At 28.1% G+C, this 20,490-nt stretch carries 17 protein-coding genes; 7 read left to right on the top strand and 10 right to left on the bottom strand.

Annotated features, from left to right (window positions below; all coding sequences use genetic code 11):
• Positions 1-84: 84 nt before the first annotated feature.
• The 4 genes from ACTNAO_RS11640 to argS all read right to left on the bottom strand — a co-directional run bounded on the left by ACTNAO_RS11640 (position 85) and on the right by argS (position 6,205).
• On the bottom strand, positions 85-1,428 hold the full coding sequence (locus tag ACTNAO_RS11640) for a uracil-xanthine permease family protein (protein WP_441029185.1): 1,344 nt from the start codon (positions 1,426-1,428) through the stop codon (positions 85-87).
• Positions 1,429-1,566: 138 nt separating this feature from the next.
• The gene (gene hcp, locus ACTNAO_RS11635; RefSeq protein WP_441029183.1) at positions 1,567-3,354 is read right to left on the bottom strand and encodes a hydroxylamine reductase; all 1,788 of its coding nucleotides are present in this window, start codon (positions 3,352-3,354) and stop codon (positions 1,567-1,569) included.
• A gap of 113 nt (positions 3,355-3,467) precedes the next feature.
• The gene (locus ACTNAO_RS11630) at positions 3,468-4,358 is read right to left on the bottom strand and encodes a sugar phosphate isomerase/epimerase (protein WP_441029181.1); all 891 of its coding nucleotides are present in this window, start codon (positions 4,356-4,358) and stop codon (positions 3,468-3,470) included.
• Between the two features lie 95 nt (positions 4,359-4,453).
• Entirely contained in the window at positions 4,454-6,205 is a 1,752-nt protein-coding gene (argS, locus tag ACTNAO_RS11625; protein WP_441029179.1) for an arginine--tRNA ligase, read from the bottom strand.
• 292 nt (positions 6,206-6,497) lie between these two features.
• On the opposite strand from argS, the gene gltS reads away from it, so the two are divergent.
• From gltS to ACTNAO_RS11595, 6 genes are all read left to right on the top strand, one after another.
• Positions 6,498-7,691, top strand: coding sequence for a sodium/glutamate symporter (gltS, locus tag ACTNAO_RS11620; protein WP_441029177.1), 1,194 nt, complete (start codon positions 6,498-6,500; stop codon positions 7,689-7,691).
• 90 nt (positions 7,692-7,781) lie between these two features.
• Positions 7,782-8,612 carry a 5'-methylthioadenosine/S-adenosylhomocysteine nucleosidase family protein gene (locus tag ACTNAO_RS11615; RefSeq protein ID WP_441029175.1) on the top strand — a complete coding sequence of 277 codons (831 nt, stop codon included), beginning with the start codon at positions 7,782-7,784 and terminating at the stop codon, positions 8,610-8,612.
• Positions 8,584-9,597, top strand: coding sequence for an SPL family radical SAM protein (locus ACTNAO_RS11610; protein WP_441029173.1), 1,014 nt, complete (start codon positions 8,584-8,586; stop codon positions 9,595-9,597). The genes ACTNAO_RS11615 and ACTNAO_RS11610 overlap by 29 nt, the downstream gene beginning before the upstream one ends.
• Before the next feature lie 14 nt (positions 9,598-9,611).
• On the top strand, positions 9,612-10,304 hold the full coding sequence (locus ACTNAO_RS11605) for an SDR family oxidoreductase (RefSeq protein ID WP_441029171.1): 693 nt from the start codon (positions 9,612-9,614) through the stop codon (positions 10,302-10,304).
• Between the two features lie 178 nt (positions 10,305-10,482).
• Positions 10,483-11,313: a pyridoxamine kinase gene (locus ACTNAO_RS11600; protein ID WP_441029169.1), complete on the top strand. Its 831-nt coding sequence runs from the start codon at positions 10,483-10,485 to the stop codon at positions 11,311-11,313.
• 14 nt (positions 11,314-11,327) lie between these two features.
• Positions 11,328-11,987 (top strand): TIGR04100 family radical SAM protein, encoded by a 660-nt coding sequence (locus ACTNAO_RS11595; protein ID WP_441029168.1) that lies wholly within the window; start codon positions 11,328-11,330, stop codon positions 11,985-11,987.
• 162 nt (positions 11,988-12,149) lie between these two features.
• On the opposite strand, the gene hcp (ACTNAO_RS11590) is transcribed toward ACTNAO_RS11595, so the two are convergent.
• The 3 genes from hcp (ACTNAO_RS11590) to map form a co-directional block, all read right to left on the bottom strand.
• Positions 12,150-13,823, bottom strand: coding sequence for a hydroxylamine reductase (gene hcp / locus ACTNAO_RS11590; RefSeq protein ID WP_441029166.1), 1,674 nt, complete (start codon positions 13,821-13,823; stop codon positions 12,150-12,152).
• A gap of 80 nt (positions 13,824-13,903) precedes the next feature.
• Positions 13,904-14,677: a M15 family metallopeptidase gene (locus ACTNAO_RS11585; protein ID WP_441029164.1), complete on the bottom strand. Its 774-nt coding sequence runs from the start codon at positions 14,675-14,677 to the stop codon at positions 13,904-13,906.
• A 35-nt stretch (positions 14,678-14,712) separates the two neighbouring features.
• A complete protein-coding gene (map, locus tag ACTNAO_RS11580; protein ID WP_441029162.1) occupies positions 14,713-15,582 on the bottom strand; it encodes a type I methionyl aminopeptidase in 870 nt (289 codons plus the stop codon).
• Positions 15,583-15,755: 173 nt separating this feature from the next.
• Here map and ACTNAO_RS11575 point away from each other — a divergent pair, with 173 nt between their 5' ends.
• Entirely contained in the window at positions 15,756-16,217 is a 462-nt protein-coding gene (locus tag ACTNAO_RS11575; RefSeq protein WP_441029160.1) for a chemotaxis protein CheX, read from the top strand.
• A 19-nt stretch (positions 16,218-16,236) separates the two neighbouring features.
• Here ACTNAO_RS11575 and ACTNAO_RS11570 read toward each other — a convergent pair whose 3' ends face one another.
• The 3 genes from ACTNAO_RS11570 to ACTNAO_RS11560 form a co-directional block, all read right to left on the bottom strand.
• Positions 16,237-16,860, bottom strand: a complete 624-nt coding sequence (locus tag ACTNAO_RS11570; protein ID WP_441029158.1) for a hypothetical protein — start codon at positions 16,858-16,860, stop codon at positions 16,237-16,239.
• A 62-nt stretch (positions 16,861-16,922) separates the two neighbouring features.
• The gene (locus ACTNAO_RS11565) at positions 16,923-19,847 is read right to left on the bottom strand and encodes an SNF2-related protein (protein ID WP_441029156.1); all 2,925 of its coding nucleotides are present in this window, start codon (positions 19,845-19,847) and stop codon (positions 16,923-16,925) included.
• 53 nt (positions 19,848-19,900) lie between these two features.
• Entirely contained in the window at positions 19,901-20,371 is a 471-nt protein-coding gene (locus ACTNAO_RS11560; RefSeq protein WP_441029154.1) for a dihydrofolate reductase, read from the bottom strand.
• Positions 20,372-20,490: the final 119 nt, after the last annotated feature.

The following is a 20,490-nucleotide window of genomic DNA, read 5'->3' as shown; positions in this document are numbered from 1 at the left end:
AAATTCTTTTGGTTTATAATTTTTACTCAAATATAATCACCCCTAAATATATTATATTACATTTGATTATATTTGAATATATTTTTAATAACTATTAATAATCTCCTTAATATTTTTTGTCACCTTATCTAATTCCATATTTTTAGGAAGTATAAGGTTTAGAATCACTGATACAATAAACACTACTGCAACACAATTTTCAGCAAACACATTTTTAACCATTAATGGAAACACCCCAAATATTTCTGGAACTTGAGTAAAACCAATTCCAATACTTAAAGATAAAGCCACAATAAGCATATTTCTTTGACTATAACCACATTTTCCTATCATCTGAGTACCGCTTACTACTATTGATCCAAACATAATAAGAGTACAGCCACCAAGAACAGGTTCAGGAAGTGTAGCTAAAATTGCCCCAAGAGGAGGAAATAGTCCAGCTAAAATCATAATAATTGCACCCATAAGAATGGTAAATCTATTAACTACTTTTGTCATAGCAACCAGTCCAACATTCTGACTAAATGAAGTAATAGGTAAACAACCAAATACACCTGACAATGAACTTATAAAACCATCACATGTAATTGCACCTGAAATTTCCTTTTCTGTTACATCACGTTCAAGTCCAGCTTCTGCAAGTGCTGATACATCTCCTATTGTTTCTGTGGCAGATACAAGATATATTAACACAACTGAAATTATAGCGCTTAAGTTGAATTCAGGCTTAAAAGGCAAAATTTTCGGGAATGCAATAATAGATGCATTATTAAGTTCTGAAAAATCTACTTTGCCCATAAATATTGCAACTATATATCCTACTACCAAACCAAATAAAACAGATAACTGCTTATAATGTCCCTTTGCTAGTATGGTAAAGCCTAAACAGCATATAAGTGTTATACTTCCTAGAACAAGGTTACTAACGGAACCAAAATCTTCACTTCCATTGCCTCCTCCAAAAGAATACACGCCTACATTTAAAAGCGAAAACCCAATTGCAGTAACTACACTTGCAGCAACAACAGGTGAAATTATTCTTCTCCAGTAATGTGCAAATAATCCCAAAAGACCTTCAATTATACCACCAATTAAAACAGCACCTATTACTGCCCTATATCCATATTCACTTCCTATAAATGATGTAATAGACACAAATGTAAAACTTATTCCCATTACAACAGGTAACCTTGAACCAATTCTCATTCTTGGATACAATTGAAAAATTGTACCAATACCTGCTATAATCATTGCACTTTGAATTAATCTTGCAGTTTCTGTACTTGTAAGACCTGATGCACTTGCAACAATTATAATTGGAGTAATATTGGCTACGAACATAGCTAAAATATGCTGTATTCCAAAAGGAATAGCTTCTGAAATAGGAACCATTCCATCAAGCTCATAAATGCTAGAATACTTCTTCACTAAGAAAACTACCTCCATATTTTATATCACTATTAATGATAATATATAACAAAATAATTGTCTAGTATAGGTATATTTTGTCGAAATTAAAAAATAAAATCTCTCAGCTTTTGCTAAGAGATTCTATTTTTAATATTATTATTTTAATTTTTCAAGTGTTTTATTCATATCTAGTCCATGAACCGCACAAGCTCCATCTTTTGATTTTTCTGCTTTTTCATCAAAAAACATTTTCATGTCTTCTTCTACTGTAGAAATTCCACCAATACCAAAGTTATCAACTAACACTTTTAAAACATTTGGTGATAAAAATGCTGGAAGTGTTGGTCCTAAATGTATTTCTTTTACCCCAAGATATAAAAGTGATAATAATACTATTACAGCTTTTTGCTCATACCATGCAATATTATATATAATTGGTAATTCATTAATATCTGATAATTCAAATACTTCTTTTAGCTTTAATGCAATTAATGCTAAAGAATATGAATCATTACATTGACCTGCATCAAGTACTCTTGGTATATCACCAATATCACCTAAGTTTAATTTATTGTATTTATATTTTGCACAACCTGCTGTTAAAATTACAGTATCCTTTGGAAGTGCTTTTGCAAAATCTGTATAGTAATTTCTCTTTGATGATCTACCATCACATCCTGCCATTACTACAAACTTTTTAATAGCCCCACTTTTTACAGCCTCTACCACTTTATCTGCTAAAGCAAATACTTGCTCGTGAGCAAAGCCACCAACTATTTCACCAGTTTCAATTTCTATTGGTGACTTGCATGTTTTTGCTAATTCAATAATTTCAGAAAAATCTTTCTTTGAACCAGCTTCCCCTTCTATATGTTTGCAACCAGCATAACCTGCAGCACCTGTTGTAAACATTCTAGATTTATAAGAATCTTTAGGTGGTACAATACAATTTGTTGTCATTAAAATTGGTCCATTAAAGCTTTCAAATTCTTCTTTTTGTTTCCACCATGCATTACCATAGTTACCTACTAAATGCTTATATTTTTTTAAATGTGGATAATAATGAGCTGGTAACATTTCAGAATGAGTATAAACATCTACTCCTGTTCCTTCTGTCTGTTTTAATAACTGTTCTATATCTGCAAGATCGTGTCCAGATACTAATATACCAGGATTTTTTCCAACGCCAATATTAACTTTTGTTATTTCTGGGTTTCCATAAGTTTTTGTATTTGCTCCATCTAAAAGCGCCATACCATCAACACCAAACTTACCAGTTTCTAAAGTCAATGCTACTAAATCATTTGCTGTTAAAGAATCATCCATTAATTTTGCTAATGCTTCTTGCATAAATTCATCAATTGCTTCATTATCATAACCCAATGCATTAGCATGTTTTGAATATGCAGATAATCCTTTTAATCCATAAGTAATTAATTCTCTTAAAGAACGTATATCTTCATTTTCAGTTGCTAATACTCCAACTTCTTTAGATTCTGCTTTTTCTTTAAGCATTGCATTTACTTCTTTTCCATTGTTATTTTTAGATACAATGTTCTTTAAAGTAGCTAAAAATCCTGATTTTTTATTTTCTCGAATATCCCATGTAACAGCTTCTGATAAATTATTCTTGTCATTTAGCTTGTTCATTAATTCATTTTTTATTGATAATGTTTCTTTTACTCTTGCATAAAATACTTCATCATCAAAATTTGCATTTGTAATTGTTGTAAAAAGATTTAATGTAATATAGTGATTAATTTCTTTATCTACTTTCTCTCCTTCTTTTCTAAGTCTTGTTGTTACTTCTGATAAACCTTTAGTTACATATATTAACAAATCTTGCATATTAGCTAAATCTGCAGATTTACCACATACACCTACTTTTGTACATCCTTTATTTCCTGCTGTTTCTTGACATTGCATACAAAACATATTGCTCATACTCTTTTCTCCTTTTTTATATCTTTAAATTTTTTATATGAAATTCATCTCTATGAGCACATTATATATTGAGTACAAAGCAAAATCCGTAACATATGTTACGGATTTTGTTTTTAATTTATAATGCTTTTTATATATTCATAACACTCTTGAAGTTCTTTATATGATATAACTTCAGATTTATGTTCAAAAAGTATTTTAAAATTACTATTTGTATTTTTTATTAATTTCAAATACTTTTCTATATCCGCAAAACCTTCTTCACTTTTTAATTTCTTAAGAGGTGGATAGTGATAGTATTTTGTATCCCCAGCCTTTGCATTCCATAAATGTACTAAATAAGTGTATCTTGCAAACCTGCTTACAAGAGCATAAGCATCAAAATTATCGTTAATCATATTTTGTATATGAAGCCTTCCTGTATCTAAACATAATCTTATATTTTTATACTTTTTAAACAAATTATCAATAAAATTATCATTAAATATATATTTATTTAATGCATCTAATTCTAAAACAGGAATAAAATTATATTCTTCTGATTTTAAAGTAAGCCATTTAAAAAGCTCTTCTGAATATAATTTAAATCTTTCTATTGGATATTCATCCTCATAAACATATTCACTCCTATCACTAAATCTCCATCTAGTAAGATCAAAATTTCTATCTATTATTGCAGGTTTAGGAAAGTGAAATAAAATATATTCAGGATTTAATTTATTCTCTTTTATATACTTAAGTTCATCTTCTATTCTTTTATAGCTCTCTGTTCTTACCTTATGATCTAATGATAAAAATGACACATCTCTTAAATAATTATCATTTTTTATAAGTGGAAAGTGAATTCCATATTTATAATGATTTTTCTTTGACTCTTTTATTAAATTTTTAACATCCTCTTCATTAAAAAGGCATATTTCTAATCCATAAAATTCTTTTTTGAAATCTCTATCAAATTTGCAAAAGTCATACTTTCCATGCATACCAATCATAAAATTATTCATATTATTATCTCCTGTATTTTAAAAATAGTGCATAAAACATATAAAAAGCCATTGCAACAAATGCAAAGGCTTTTTATAATATATCTCTAAAATTATTACATTCTATCTACACTTTCTATTGCAAGTAAATCTAATGCCTTTTCGAGAACATCTTTCACAAGATTAATAAGTGCAAGCCATGAATTCTTCTTAGCTTCATCTTCTTCTGATAATATTCTAGTACTATTATAGAATTTATTAAAGTTATTTGATAATTCGTAAATATAGTCACACACCTTATGTGGTGCATGATCTCTAAAGCTTGTTTCTACAGCTTCATTAAACTTAACTAGATAAAGCATTAAGTTTCTTTCATCATCACTTTGAGGTTCTATTATAGTACCATTTATGTTATTGTCAGCTTTTCTTAAAATAGATTTAATTCTTGCTATTGTATAAAGTATATATGGTCCTGTATTCCCTTCAAATGAAGCAAATCTATCTATATCAAAAATATAGTTTTTAGAAGCTTGATTTGACAAATCACCATACTTAAGTGCTGCAAGACCAACCTTAGATGCAACTAATTGTGCTTCTTCACCTTTTATGTTTTCATTTTCTTTAAGCTTTTCAAAACCTGCATCTTTTATTATCTTAATTAAATCTGCAAGTCTCATAACTCCACCTGCACGTGTTTTAAATGGTTTCCCATCTTTTCCATTCATTGTTCCAAATCCAACAAAGTAAAGTTCTGTGTTTTTAGCTATATTAGTTTGTTTTGCACATCTAAATAATTGAGTAAAATGAAGTTCTTGTCTCTTATCAGCTAAGTATATTATTTCATCTGCATTAAGATTATTTACTCTATCTATTATAGTAGCTAAATCTGTTGTACCATAAAGTGATGCACCATCAGATTTTAATAATAAAAATGGTGGTATTTCTACTTTATCATCTTCTCTCTTTACATCAACTACTAATGCACCTTCACTAAGAGTTGCATATTTATTATCTTTTAAATATTTTATCATATCAGGAATAAATTTTTGTGCATCACTTTCACCATTCCATAATTCAAAATTAACATCTAATGCACTATAATTCTTTTTAAGATCTGTAACTGATACATTTAAAATATGTTTCCATAAAGCCACATAACCTCTTCTTCCTTGTTGAAGTTCTACTGTTGCTTGCCTTGCTGCTTCCATAACCTTTTCATCACTTTTAGCAAGTTTACTAGCATATGGATATATATCTTCTAATTCATCAATTGTAAAAGGAGCTTCTTTTGGATATTCCCCTTGAAAGTTCTCATCAAAATATGGAAGGTTTGGTTGACGTCTGTTAACTTCAGATATTACCATACCCATTTGAAGACCCCAATCTCCTAAGTGAACGTCCCCAATTACATCATGGCCTAAAAATTTTGCTATTCTCTTTATACTTTCACCTATTATTGCTGATCTTAAATGTCCTATATGAAGAGGCTTTGCTACATTTGCTCCACCATAGTCAACAACAATCTTTTTTGGATTTTCTACTGTTGAAACTCCAAATTTTTTATCTTTGTTCATTTTAGAAATATAATCTTTTAAAAATTCATCATTTACAGTTATATTAATAAATCCTGGCCCAGCAATTTCAAGCTTTGAAAAAATATTATTTCCCTTAAGATTATTTACTACTTCTTCAGCTATAACTTTTGGTGCTTTTTTATGCTTTTTAGCATTTGCAAGTGCACCATTACATTGATACTGACAAAGATCAGGTCTATTAGAAACGCCTACTTTTCCAGATTCTTTTTCATATCCTAAGTCTTCAAATGCGCTTTTTACTATATCACTGATCTCATCAATGAATAATTTCATAAATTTACCTCCTGAATTCTTTATATACAAATAACATAATTAATTGTAAGTATAATAATTATATCACAAAAACAAATTAGCTATGAATATTTTTTATATCCCTGTCAAAAATATAATTATATTAAAAATAATTATAGATTTTAATTTTTTTTGAAATTTTAATGCAAAATTAGAGTTTTTTCGTCGTTTTTCTTGTTTATTTTTACAAATTGTTACTTAATTACTGTACTTTAATTTTTTTTTAAGATATCATATATTAGTACGTAATATTATTGAAAGGATAAGATGATACATGGAATTAAATTTAAATCTTTATGAAACTATGGCTTTAGTATGTCTTGTATTTTTCATAGGAAGATATTTACCTAATAAAATTACAGCACTATCAAAATATTGTATTCCTCCAGCAGTCGTAGGCGGCTTTTTATTTTCCTTATTAATACTTATTTTTCATATGACTGGAATAATAACATTAAACTTAGATACAACACTACAAAATATTTTTATGACAGCCTTTTTTACAAGTATTGGCTTTACTGCAAGTATAAACGTTTTGAAAAGGGGTGGATTAAAGGTTGTTATATTTCTTGGACTATCAATACTTTTAGTAACTCTTCAAAATGTTCTTGGTGTAACACTTGCTTCACTTTTTAGCTTAAACCCACTTCTTGGACTTTGCACAGGATCAATTCCTATGGTCGGTGGTCATGGAACAGCAGGTTCTTTTGGACCAATGCTTGAAAGCCTTGGAGTCTCAGGGGCTACTACAGTTTCAATAGCAACTGCCACATTTGGTCTTGTTATGGGAAGTGTAGTAGGAGGATTGGTTGCAAGAACACTAATAAATCGTCGTAATATAGAAACTTGTGAACATATCAAAAAAAATGAAGAATTTGGTGATTTCAATGAAGAAAACCACAACATATTATCCTTCAAAAGATTAATGACAGCTTCTTTATTACTATTTATAGCTATGGGACTAGGTTCAATTGTTTCAGATATTATTCAGTTATCAGGTTTAACTTTTCCCTCTTACATAGGCGCTATGATTGTAGCTGCGATTATAAGAAATCTTTATGACTTCAAACATAAAGAATTTGTCGAAAAAGAAATTGATACATTAGGTGGCATATCCTTATCATTCTTCCTTACAATGGCACTAATGAGCCTTAGACTTTGGGAACTTTTCGATCTTGCTCTTCCACTTATTGTAATGCTTTTTGCACAAGTAGCATTAATCGTAATATTTACTTATTTCTTAACTTTCAAAATAATGGGAAGTAATTATGAAGCTGTAGTATTTGCTTCTGCAACTTGTGGTTTTGGAATGGGAGCAACTCCAAATGCTATAGCAAATATGGATGAACTTACAAACAAATATGGCTTTGTTTATACTCCATATTTTGTTGTACCAATAGTAGGATGTTTATTTATTGATTTTGTTAATTCTGCTATACTTACAATCTTTATAAATATTATTTCTTAAAACAACCAACGACTTTGGTTGTTTTTTTATTTGATTTAAAATAGCAAAAGTAATAAAATACCATATAAATAGTTTATTGAGGTGACAATAATGATTTTTATATGTACGGCAATGTATATTGAAGCTGAACCCATAATAAATACCTTAAATTTAAAAAAAGATGTAACAATTACTAAATTTCAAGTTTTTAAAAATAATGATATAACTTTAATAATTACAGGTATAGGAAAAATCAAGGCTGCCATTTCCTTAACCTCAATTCTTTCTAGTTTCAATATTTCTAAATCTGATTTAGTAATTAATATAGGATTATGTGGCAGTAAAAATATGCAATACAAAATTGGAGAAACATTTTTATGCAACAAAATAGTAGATAATGATACAAAAATGACTTATTTTGCAGATATTGTTTTTAAACATCCTTTTAATGAAACAAGCCTTCAATGTTGTTCAAGGAAAATTGATAATTTAAATTTATCAAATGAATTTGAAGGTAATTTAATAGACATGGAAAGTACGGGTATTTATGAAAGTGCTTTAACTTTTTATGAAAATCATCAAATCTTTTTCATAAAAATAATTTCTGACTACTTAAGTACTAGAAATCTAGATATAAACAATGTAAAGAATATTTTAATAGATAGTATGCAGAAAATTATTTCCTGGATACTATATTTAAAAGACAATATAAATATAAGAAATAATATACTAACTGAAAATGAGCTTCAAATTATAGCAAAATGTTCAACCAACCTAAAACTTTCTTGTACAATGGAACATGAATTTTTACAGATTATAAAATACTATAAACTTATACATGGCGATTTTGATGCCATAACAAATACAATTTTAAATATTCAGTGCAAATCTAAAAGGGAGGGGAAAAAATATCTTGAAGAAATTAAACAAAGATTTATTTAATAAATCTTTTTCACATATATACATTGAAAAACAAGCAAAAAATCATCCTAATACACAAAAAATAATATCACACTTTGCCAATAGCAATATAATCGAAATAAATCATTATAAAGATGTTTTCTGCAGAAGCCATCAAAATTTCTATCTTCAAAAACAAAGTCCAAATTTAATTCTTGCAATTAAAACAGACAACTTAATTTATAAAGGTGCCAGATTTTGCAATGATTTTGGTAATGATCATTTTTACTATACCTCTTCTATTATGAATTGCATATATAATTGTGAATACTGTTACCTGCAAGGTATGTACCCTTCTGCTAATATAGTCATTTTTGTAAATATAGAGGATATATTCCATAAAGTCGAAGGAATTTTAAATAAGCATTCTATGTACTTATGTATTTCTTATGATACAGATATCTTAGCTCTTGAACAAATAACACAATACACTTCAAAATGGATTGATTTTTGCAAAAAACATGATAACCTTAAAATAGAAATACGAACAAAAAGTTCTAATTTTAATGCAATAAAAGATATTACTCCAACAGATAATGTAATACTTGCTTGGACATTATCCCCAAGCTTAATATCACAAAAATATGAAGACAAAACCCCAAGTCTAAGGTCAAGACTATATAGTATAAATCAGGCTATCAAAAATAATTGGAATGTAAGAATCTGCTTTGATCCTATTTTATATTTGAGAGATTTCAAAGAAAATTATAAAGATTTAATAGATACTACTTTTTCTACTATTCCACCAAACAAAATATTAGATTTAAGTATAGGAGTTTTTAGAGTTTCTTCTGAATACTTAAAGACCATGCGAAAAAATAGGTTTGATTCTATAATATTAAACTATCCATTTATGTGTAAAAATAAAGAATATACTTATGATGAAAATTTATCAAAAGAAATGATATCTTATGTATACAATCTTTCAAAAAAATATATTGATGAAGATAAAATATATATAAGCTAATTAAGGAGGTTTTTATGGATACCGCAATAGTAACAGGCGCTTCTTCAGGCATAGGTTTAAGCATATCAAAAGAGTTGTTAAATCTTGGTTATAAAGTTTATGGTTTAGGTCGTGATTTTTCAAAATCCAACTTAGATAATAATAATTTCATCAAATTAGAATCTAACTTAATGGACATAAATTCACTAGTAACCAAAATAAATGAAATAAAAAAAAGCAATGATATAAAGATTCTTGTAAACAATGCAGGAGTAGGATATTTCTCACCTCATGAAGAACTTAATCCTAAAAAAATTCATGAAATGGTTACTATAAACTTAGAAGTTCCTTTAGTATTATCACAAATCTTATTAAGAACATTAAAGAAAAACAAAGGTTATATAATAAACATTTCATCTATTGAAGCAAAAAAATCAAGTGCCCATGGTTGTGCTTATGGTGCTACTAAAGCTGCTCTTTCTCATTTTTCTTCTAGTCTTTTTGATGAAACTAGAAAATATGGAGTGAAAGTAATAACAATTCATCCAGATATAACAAAGAGCAATTTTTATAGAAATTCTAATTTTAAAGAAGGCGCTAATGATGATTCTTTCTTAATGCCTGAAGAAATAGCCTCAGCAGTTGCCATGGCTATTTCTCAAAGAGATAATTTAGTTATTACAGATATAACTATAAGACCACAAAAATTTAACATACAAAGAAAATAAGTATTTAACATCCTTAATGTCAAATAATGCACATAATTCTTCAATATACATTTGAACACTTGAATTTTTTCATTTTTCTCCTCCCCATCCTATTTATTATAACTCCATTTTAAGTAAGGTGGCTAATTGATTTTTACATTCTTTTCTTCTATAATTAATATTTAAAGGATGTGAAATAATGGGGAATTTTAGACAAAAAAGAATAGCTTTAGTTAATGACCTAACAGGCTTTGGAAGATGCTCTGTAGCAGTAGCACTACCTATAATTTCAGCCTTAAAGGTTCAATGTTGCTTTTTACCTACAGCAATACTTTCAAATCATACAGGTTTCGATAATTTCTTTTTTGAAGACTACACTCCAAAAATGAGAGAATATATTGAAAATTGGGAAAAGATAAAACTAAATTTTGATGGTATATGTACAGGTTTTTTAGGTTCTAGTGAACAAATAGACATAGTAATGGAATTTTTAGATAAATTTAAAAAAGAAAATACCTTGGCCATAATAGATCCTGTAATGGGAGACTATGGTAAATTATACTGTACATACACAGATGAAATGTGCTCAAAAATGCAGCATTTAGTTCAATATGCAGATGTATTAACACCAAACCTTACAGAACTTTGTAGATTACTAGATATAGCTTATCCAAGTGAAACACCTACACACAAAGAATTATATTCATTATGTGAGACCTTAGCACAAAAGGGTCCATCAAAAATAGTAGTTACAGGTTTGCAAAGAAATGGCTACATTGAAAACTTTATATTTCAAACAGGTAAACCTTATGAAATAGTAAAAGTAAAAAAAGTTGGTGTAGATAGATCTGGTACAGGTGATGTATTCACATCAATTGTAGCTGCAAGTGTAGTAAAAAATGAAGATTTTGCAGAATCAGTCCAAAAAGCTGCCGATTTTATTAGCAAAGCATTGGCCTTTACGACAAAAATGAATCTGCCTACTAATTATGGAGTATGTTTTGAAGAATTTCTAACAGAACTAAAATAAAAAGGATGATTTTAATGGTTATTTTATACACTTATGATAAAGGAAATTATATAAATTTAAACAATATATCACTTGAAGAGATGGACTCTAGAGGAATAAAACGAAATATATATGTTAATTTAACTAATCGTTGCCCTTGTTCTTGTACTTTTTGCTTAAGACAAACAAAAGAAATGTCAGAATCAAATAGTTTATGGTTAAAAAGAGAACCAACCTTAGATGAAGTTATTAGTGAATTTGAAAAACTTGACTTAACACAATACAATGAAATTATATTTTGTGGCTTTGGTGAACCAACTGAACGAATTGATGATTTACTTGAAGTCTGTAAATATATAAAAAGTAAAAGTCCAAAAATCCCTATTAGAATAAATTCCAATGGCCTTGGTGATTTAGTAAATAAGAAATCGATAGCACCATTATTAAAAGGATTAGTTGATACTATGTCAATTAGTTTAAATTCTTCTAATGCTGAAGAATTTTATAAAATAACAAGAAGTAAATTTGGAATAAGTTCTTATGATGAAATGAAAAATTTCGCTGTAAGCTGCAAAGAATATGTTCCTAATGTAGTGTTAACAGTTGTTGATTGTATCGGAACAGAGGAAATTAACGCATGCCAAAAGGTGGCTGATAGTTTGGGCATAAAATTGAGAGTAAGACCTTTTGAATAATTGATTTTAAAAAATACCAACGTTTAACATTGGTATTTTTTTTAAAATAAAGGTCAGTTAATGTCAAATAATAAATGGTTCTAAGAATTTTAATAAATTTCTGTTATTTATTTTTATGAATTTAAGGAACTACGATTTTTAGTAGTTTTTCAAATTAGAATATTAAATTTTTTGTTGCAAGCAAGATCTCAAATCATCATCAGGAGTACTTATAACTCTTAAGTCAAATGTATCAACTAAATATTGAAGTACATTAGGGCTAATAAAAGCAGGAAGAGTTGGACCCAAATAAATTCCCTTTATTCCAAGAGATAATAACCCAAGTAAATCTGCCACAGCTTTTTGCTCATACCATGAAACTATTAATGATAAAGGTAATCCATTAACATCAGTATCAAAAGCATCTGCTAAAGCTACAGCAATTTTTACAGCAGAATAAACATCATTGCATTGGCCTACATCTAAAAGTCTAGGCAATCCTGCAACTTCACCGAAGTCCAACTTGTTAAATCTATATTTGCCACATGCTAAAGTAAGTATAATACAATCTTCTGGTACCTTTTTAGCAAATTCAGTATAATAATTTCTTCCTGGTCTTGCACCATCACAACCTCCAATTAGGAAGAAGTGCCTTACCTTACCAGACTTAACAGCATTAACAATAGCATCAGCATTGCTTAAAGTAGCTTTATGCCCAAAACCTACTAATATTTCATGTACCTCTTGATCTTCCTTAAAACCACCAAGTTCTAATGCTTTATTGATTACTTCACTAAAATCTTTTTTTCCATTCTTATCTTTTCCTATATGCCTTACTCCATCAAATCCAACAACACTAGTAGTAAAAATTCTATCCTTGTATGAATCTCTTGGTCTCATAAGGCAATTAGTAGTCATTACTATACACCCAGGTATATTATCAAATTCTTTTTGTTGATCTTGCCATGCTCCACCAAAATTTCCTACAAGATGTGGATACTTTTTTAGTTCAGGATATCCGTGACAAGGTATCATTTCACCATGTGTATAAACATTTATTCCCTTTCCTTCTGTTTGCTCCAAAATGGTTTCTAAATCCTTTAAATCATGTCCAGATACTATTATAAAAGGACCTTTTTTTATGTGAACATTAACCTTATGTGGACATGGATCTTGGTAAATTGTTGTATTTGCTTCATCTAATTTTTTCATTATAGCTATACTTATTTCACCAGTTCTCATAGTCCATCTAATTAGTTCTTCTACTGAAAGATTATCATCAGTAATAGCTTCTAATGCCCTTATATAAAAATTATCTACTTGATCATCATAATATCCAAGTTCCCTTGCCTGATGGCCATATGCACTTATACCCTTTAATCCATAAAGTATAGTTTGCCTTAAAGAACGAATATCAGGATCTAATTCTTGATCATACATAATTCCAGCTTTTTTTGCATCCTTAAGCATTTCAGCCTTTGTACTGCTTAAATTATAAGAGGCATGATCAGTATTATTTTTTATACTTTTTACTTGCTTTCTTGCTTTTTCTTTTAATCTTTGTGATTCTTTTAACATTTCTACATGAACATCTGCATCAAAATTAACATTAGTTAATGTTGTAAACAAAGAATTTTCTATAAATGATACTGTTTCTTTATCAGCATTTTCACCTTTTTCTACTAGTTCCTTAAGATAACAACTTATTCCCTTTATCTGATATATAAGTAAATCTTGAAGTGCTGCAACTTCTGGTGTTTTACCACATACTCCAAGCTTTGTACATCCCTTTCCTCCAGCTGTTTGCTCACATTGATAACAAAACATAGGATATTCCATATCCATATTATTTTCCATAAAAAAACACCTCCTTAATTACCTTTCCCCTTAATAAAAAAATTATTACATGTATAGTAATTAAAAAGATATCTTTTAAATTATAGATATGAATAAAATTCTTCTAATGTTAAATTATTTTCGTAAATAAATTTAGAAACATCCCTTCCAACATATCTAAAATGCCAAGGCTCATAACTTATATGAGTTAATGACTCTTTACCCCTTGGATATCTAAGAATAAATCCATATTTATAACAATTATCCCTAAGCCACTTATTTCCCTCAGAATTTTCTTGAGATTCGTCCATATTTAAATTATCTGATGATAAAAAATCTATTGCAAGTCCTGTATGGTGTTCACTAAATCCAGGTTTCTCTAGTATTTTATATGTTTCATTTTGAGCTTCTTCTAAACTCATGCCTTCACTAATGTATGTATCAATATGTTCATCAGTTAGTCCTTGCTGCGTTTCTATACTCCTATATCCTGATGCAATCCAATATGTATATCCAACGTCTTGTGCATCTTTAAGCATTAAAACTAAATCATTATATAAAACATTTGCAACTCTTTCTTCCTGGTTTGCTGTATATTTTAAATCAGTCTCATAAGAATCAGGTATTGGATTTTGACAATTTACAAGAATCAAAATTTCCTTGTTCTTTTCATATAATTCTTTGCAACTACTACAAAAATTTGCATACGAATTGTCACTAAGGCAACTTTCGCTATTTCCATCAATTGAACTACTCTCACCATTCATAATGATAAAACCAAATAATATTATAATAAGTGATGCTACAAGTGTAGTTAAAAAATTTTTTTCTTTAACCTTAAATATTAAATTTAAAACATATAATTTTATCCCCAAACTTATTAAACCTTCCTTATAACTATAACAATTTACTATTTTGCAATTATTTCATATCCATTTTCAGTAATTGCAATTGTATGTTCCCATTGGGCAGAAAGAGAACCATCTCTTGTAAGAGCTGTCCAGCCATTATTTCTGTCTATGTATATATATCTTTTTCCTGCATTTATCATAGGCTCTATAGTAATGACCATCCCTGGTACTAATACCATACCTGTTCCTGCTTTGCCAAAATGCATTACACATGGATCTTCATGCATTGCTAAGCCTACTCCATGCCCACAAAATTCTCTTACTACAGAAAATCCATTATCTTTTGCATGTTTGTAAATTGCTGCACCTACATCTCCTAAAAATCCCCAAGGCTTTACTGCATCAAGCCCTTTTTGCAAGCATTCTTTTGTAACTCTAACTAATTTATTTGCTTCTTCTGATGCTTCTCCTATTATAAACATTCTTGATGCATCTGAATAATATCCATTAAGATTAGTAGTTACATCTACATTTACAATATCCCCATTCTTTAATAAAGTTTTATTACTTGGTATACCATGACACACTTCATTGTTTACTGATACACATACACTTTTGGGAAATCCCTCAAAATTAAGAGGTGCCGGAATTGCTCCATGAGATGTAGTATATGTATACACTAGCTTGTCAATATCATTTGTTGTCATTCCTTCTTTTATATTTTCTCCAACCATATCAAGAATTCCATTATTAATTACTGCACTCTTTTTTATACATTCAATTTGCTTTGATGTTTTTATTAGTTTTTTGTTTGGGACCTTAAATCCTCTTCTTTTTAAATAGGCTAATTTTTGATCAAACTCAAAATGACATTTTCCATACACTAACCCACTTTTACACCAACATAGATCATTTTTTTCTAATTTCATAAATATCACTCTTTTACTAATATTTTTACTACAACTAAGTATAACAAATTTATTGATATTAATTCAAAAAATTATTAATTAAATGTTAATCATTATATCTATAAAGTGTACTGCATATTATATCGAAATATTTATATAGTTATATTTAATCAAAAGAAAAAGAGGGTGCTCAAATGGATATAAAAAACTTAAACAACATATTAAATGCTTTCACTAATGTTTTACCACAATTAGGAATAAACAATATCGAAAAGGCCGGCATGAGCCTAAAGGAAAAATTCGTAGAAAGCCATGGTGTAATTGTAATTATAGGTATGATAGGAGACCTTAAAGGAAATATTATCTATAGTTTAACTCAAGAATCAGCTAAAAAAATAGCATCTAAAATGATGATGGGTATGCCTGTAAATAATCTAGACGAACTAGCTCAAAGTGCAATTTCAGAACTTATAAATATGCTTACAGCTAATGCTGCAACTAACTTTTCTAATGATAATATAAATGTAGATATATCTACTCCTACGCTTATATGTGGAGAATTTGTTGCTAATACAAATGCTGAAAAAATTATATGTATAAATATTAATACTGATGTTGCTCCTATTGAAGTTAACATTGCATTAGAAGAGCAGTAACAATTTTCATGTTACTGCTTTAATTTATTGGAATATTTTTAAGTTTTATTGAGTTAATTATCTTTGTATTATCATCAAATGCAATTTCTAATTGTTTACCACAATTATCAACATTTCCTGCTGCTATATAAGATATAAAATTTCCATCATTAACTTGGGGAATTCCATAAGCTTTAATTACATCATCATAACTTGATTCAAGTGTAATTCCTCTTGGTAATACTGCTGTATTTTTATATGAAGCACTACTTTTTTCTATACCTATTTCACCTATCTTTGCATCTTGCAATGATACAGAACTACCACTAGTATTATAAATAGTTACAGATATTCTTGTATTCTCATCCATCTTCTTTCCATCCATTGATATTCCATCCACATAATACCCATTCTCTAATTCTTGATCCTTAGCAAAAAAATCACTAAATGAAAATTTCATTTTTGTTAATTCACCTACATCTATTGGTAATGATATTTTATTACCATTTAACGTAATATCCCCTGATAAAGGATCACTATCCATACTTTCTGAATATAATTTTATATCATCTGTTGTTAATTGATTTATTGTATTATTACTACAGCCAAATATTGTAGTGCTAGTAATTAATAAGCACATTAAAATTATTATTTTCCCCTTCATTACAATCACCTTGTATTTTATACTAACTTCATTTTACCAAACAATACTGCGGATGTAAATAATTACACAACATTATCTTCACGTAATAAATATTCAATTTCTTCTCTACTAAGTTTGTTGTTTTTTACATTATAATCACTATCTAATAAACTTGAAAAAATATCATTTTTATAATCCTTAAGTTTAAGTATTTTTTCTTCTACTGTCCCCTTAGTTATTATTTTAATTACCTGTACCTGGTTTTTTTGCCCTATTCTATGAGCTCTATCTGTTGCTTGATTTTCTACTGCAGGATTCCACCATGGATCAAAATGAAGGACTATTTCTGCAGAGGTTAAATTAAGACCTGTACCTCCTGCTTTTAATGATATCAAGAAAATATTAATATCTTTGCTTTTATTAAAACCATTACAAAGTTCTACTCTATCTGCAGGCCTTGTTGAACCATCTAGATAAAAATATGTTTTATTTAGCAAATCTAATTTTTGCTTTAATTTATTAAGAAGGCTAGTAAATTGAGAAAAAACAATTATCTTTTTATTATCATTTAAACATCTTGTTATAATTTCTAAAGCCTTATCAATTTTACCACTGCCTCCATTATAAGAGTCATCTATTATTGAAGGATCTAGTGCTATCTGACGCAATCTTGTTAAAAATGATAATATTGTTATACTATTTGTATTTTCTTTAGATTGTTTTATAAACTTCTTTAAACTTTGTTTGTAATAACTCTTTTGTTCTTTTACCATATCCACATATAAAGTTCTCTCTATCTTATCTGGTAATTCTTTTAATACTTGATTTTTAGTTCTTCTCAAGATGAATGGCTTAATTATAAGCTTTAAATACTTTATCTGCTCACTGTTATTATTTAAAAATTTTGATTTAAATTCTTTTTGTGAAAATAAATATCCTGGTTTTAAGAAGTCAAATATATTCCATATCTCTAAATAATTATTTTCTATAGGTGTCCCTGTTAACGCAAATCTTACCTTTGCTTTTATGCTCTTAACATTTTGCGAAACCTTTGATTTAGAATTTTTAATAGTTTGAGCTTCATCTATAATAAGATTATCAAAATTATAATTTTTATAGAATTCTACATCCATATTTAGTGTTCCATAGGATGTTAAAATAACATCATACATGGTAATATTTTTTAAAATTTCCACACGGTTAGACTTACTACCATGGATACATGCAATTTTTAAACTAGGTGCAAATTTATTAAATTCATCTTCCCAATTATAAACAAGAGATGCAGGTGTAATTATCATTGTCTTATTATTTTTATTGTTTAATACAAAACTAATAGTTTGAATGGTTTTCCCAAGACCCATATCATCAGCTAATATTCCAAACAAACCTTTTTCCTTCTTATTTTGAAGCCATAATAACCCTTCCATTTGATAATCTCTTAATTTACCATTAAGTCCTTTTAAATTTACCTTAACATTATTACATAAATCTTGATCCTTCTTTATGGTATCTATAAAACTTGATCCTTTTGCCATTTTATCAATAGCCTCTTCGTAGCCAATAGGTAAATTTACTGCACTTCCTTTAAAATTAATAAATTTAAGAAATTCCATAATAGCAGTTATTTCTTTATCTTTAAAATCCATAAAATTATAATTATTGAATCTATAAAAACTATTTCCTTCTTTATAACTATTAATTGCTAAATTCCACTCATTATTTTCTATACCGTCTATATCTAAAGTAAATTCCATTCCATTTTTAAATTTATTTATATTTCCACTTATATTTTTAGCATCTAATATCTTTATTGTGCCAATATCTTTAGACGATTTAATTTTACATAAATTCGCAATGTCACTTTTTAGAAAATTTATCATATTAAAATCTTCACCTAAAAAGTAGTACAGATCTCCTTTCTTTGTAAATCTATTAGAAAAGAGAATTTCTTGTATTTGCTTAATTTTATCAGATGTTTTTAAATATTCTTTTTCTCTAGGAATAATTAATTTGCAATATATACCTTCCTTATCTTTCTCAAAATAAAGGTCAATTGTACAATTTTTTGCTAATATATTTTTTATTTCATCATTCACACTTAATTGTCCTATATTTTCTAACACCGTTATTACCTTATGTAAAGACTCTTTCTTTACAAAGGTATAAGATTTTTTATTCAGTACCTTATAAAGAGGTTTATATGCTCTACATTTATTTATTGGTGGAATGTAAATGCAATTATTATATAAAAACACTGTTTCATCACTATTAATTGCTCTTACCTTTGCTTTAAGTGTTTGTAATTTTATTCTATTATCAACTAGCTTAAGAGTAAATTTAAGGGGCATCATTTCTTTTTTTACTTTGCATTTATACTCTATAGAATCTATCTTAATTGTAAAATCCACATCATTGCACAAAAGAAAAAAATCTCTTATATGGGTCTCTTGTACTTTAAAATTAATCTTTTTAAGAAATTTCAATAACTTTACATTTTCACTAGAATAATCTGCATTTTCAAATGAAAGCACTCCATTTTTTTTGAATATATTTTGCAGATCATATTCATTGCTTATTTTTATCCTACTTGGTCCTTCTAATAATAAATGTGCCTTAAACTTATATTCATTTGTAAAGTTTTCTTCAAGCCTTAACTTTATATTGATATGTTCTTTTTTATTAATAACTATATTATTATTTTTATTAAACTGCATTAGTGTTGCAATTATATGTTCACAAGGAAAAATAGCGCCTGTTTTTCTCACTTCTTTTCCTAAATCGCAATTACATATAAGTTCTATTTTATTTGTAATATTATTTATTCTTACCTGTGTAAAATATACTTTTGCTTTATCTCTTACCTCTCCATAAATACTAGTAAAATTCTTTGCTTTCCTTAATTCTACGGACTTTACATTGCCACTTGAAAAATGCTTTATTCCATTTTTATAACTTATACTAAATTTATTCTTAAGTATACTTTGTATTGCATCATTAAGCTCCATATAATCACCCCACTTATATTTATATATTTTTATATTTACATATTCTTATATTTTTACTTAATTCTTGTATATGTAGTATAAACATATGGAATTTCACCATTAACTTCTTTATCTATTTCTTTCTTAAACATACTTTCATCAAACTCTGGGAAATACGTATCCCCATCTATAACACTATCAATTTCAGTAATATACATTTTATCCACTATATCAATTGCTTCTTTATATAATTGTGAACCTCCAGATACATAAACATCTCTACCACCTGCTAAAAGTAATGCTTCTTTTAGGCAAGATACTGTATAGCAATTATCTGCATCAAACTTCCTACTATGTGAAACTACTATAGTTGTCCTGTTAGGTAAAGGTCTTCCTATTTCTTCAAAGGTTCGTCTTCCCATAACAACTACATTATTAGTAGTTAACTCTTTAAATCTTTTTTGTTCACCTTCTATGTTCCACGGTATACATCCTTTATTGCCAATAACACGATTTTTTGCATATGCTACTATTAAAGCTATCATATGTATTTCCTGCTACTTAAAATGTAATCAAATATAAACATTTTAAGAATTTTACTGTTTCAATGTATCTGCTTTTGTTATAAAAACTACTTGCATTTGATATGATACTCCACAGTCGT

Origin of the sequence: Clostridium sp. HCP1S3_C6 (assembly GCF_052066735.1) — a bacterium.
Classification (GTDB): Bacteria; Bacillota; Clostridia; order Clostridiales; family Clostridiaceae; genus Clostridium.
The sequence above is the reverse complement of the archived record's forward strand: the minus strand, read 5'-3'. Positions and strand labels throughout refer to the sequence as shown.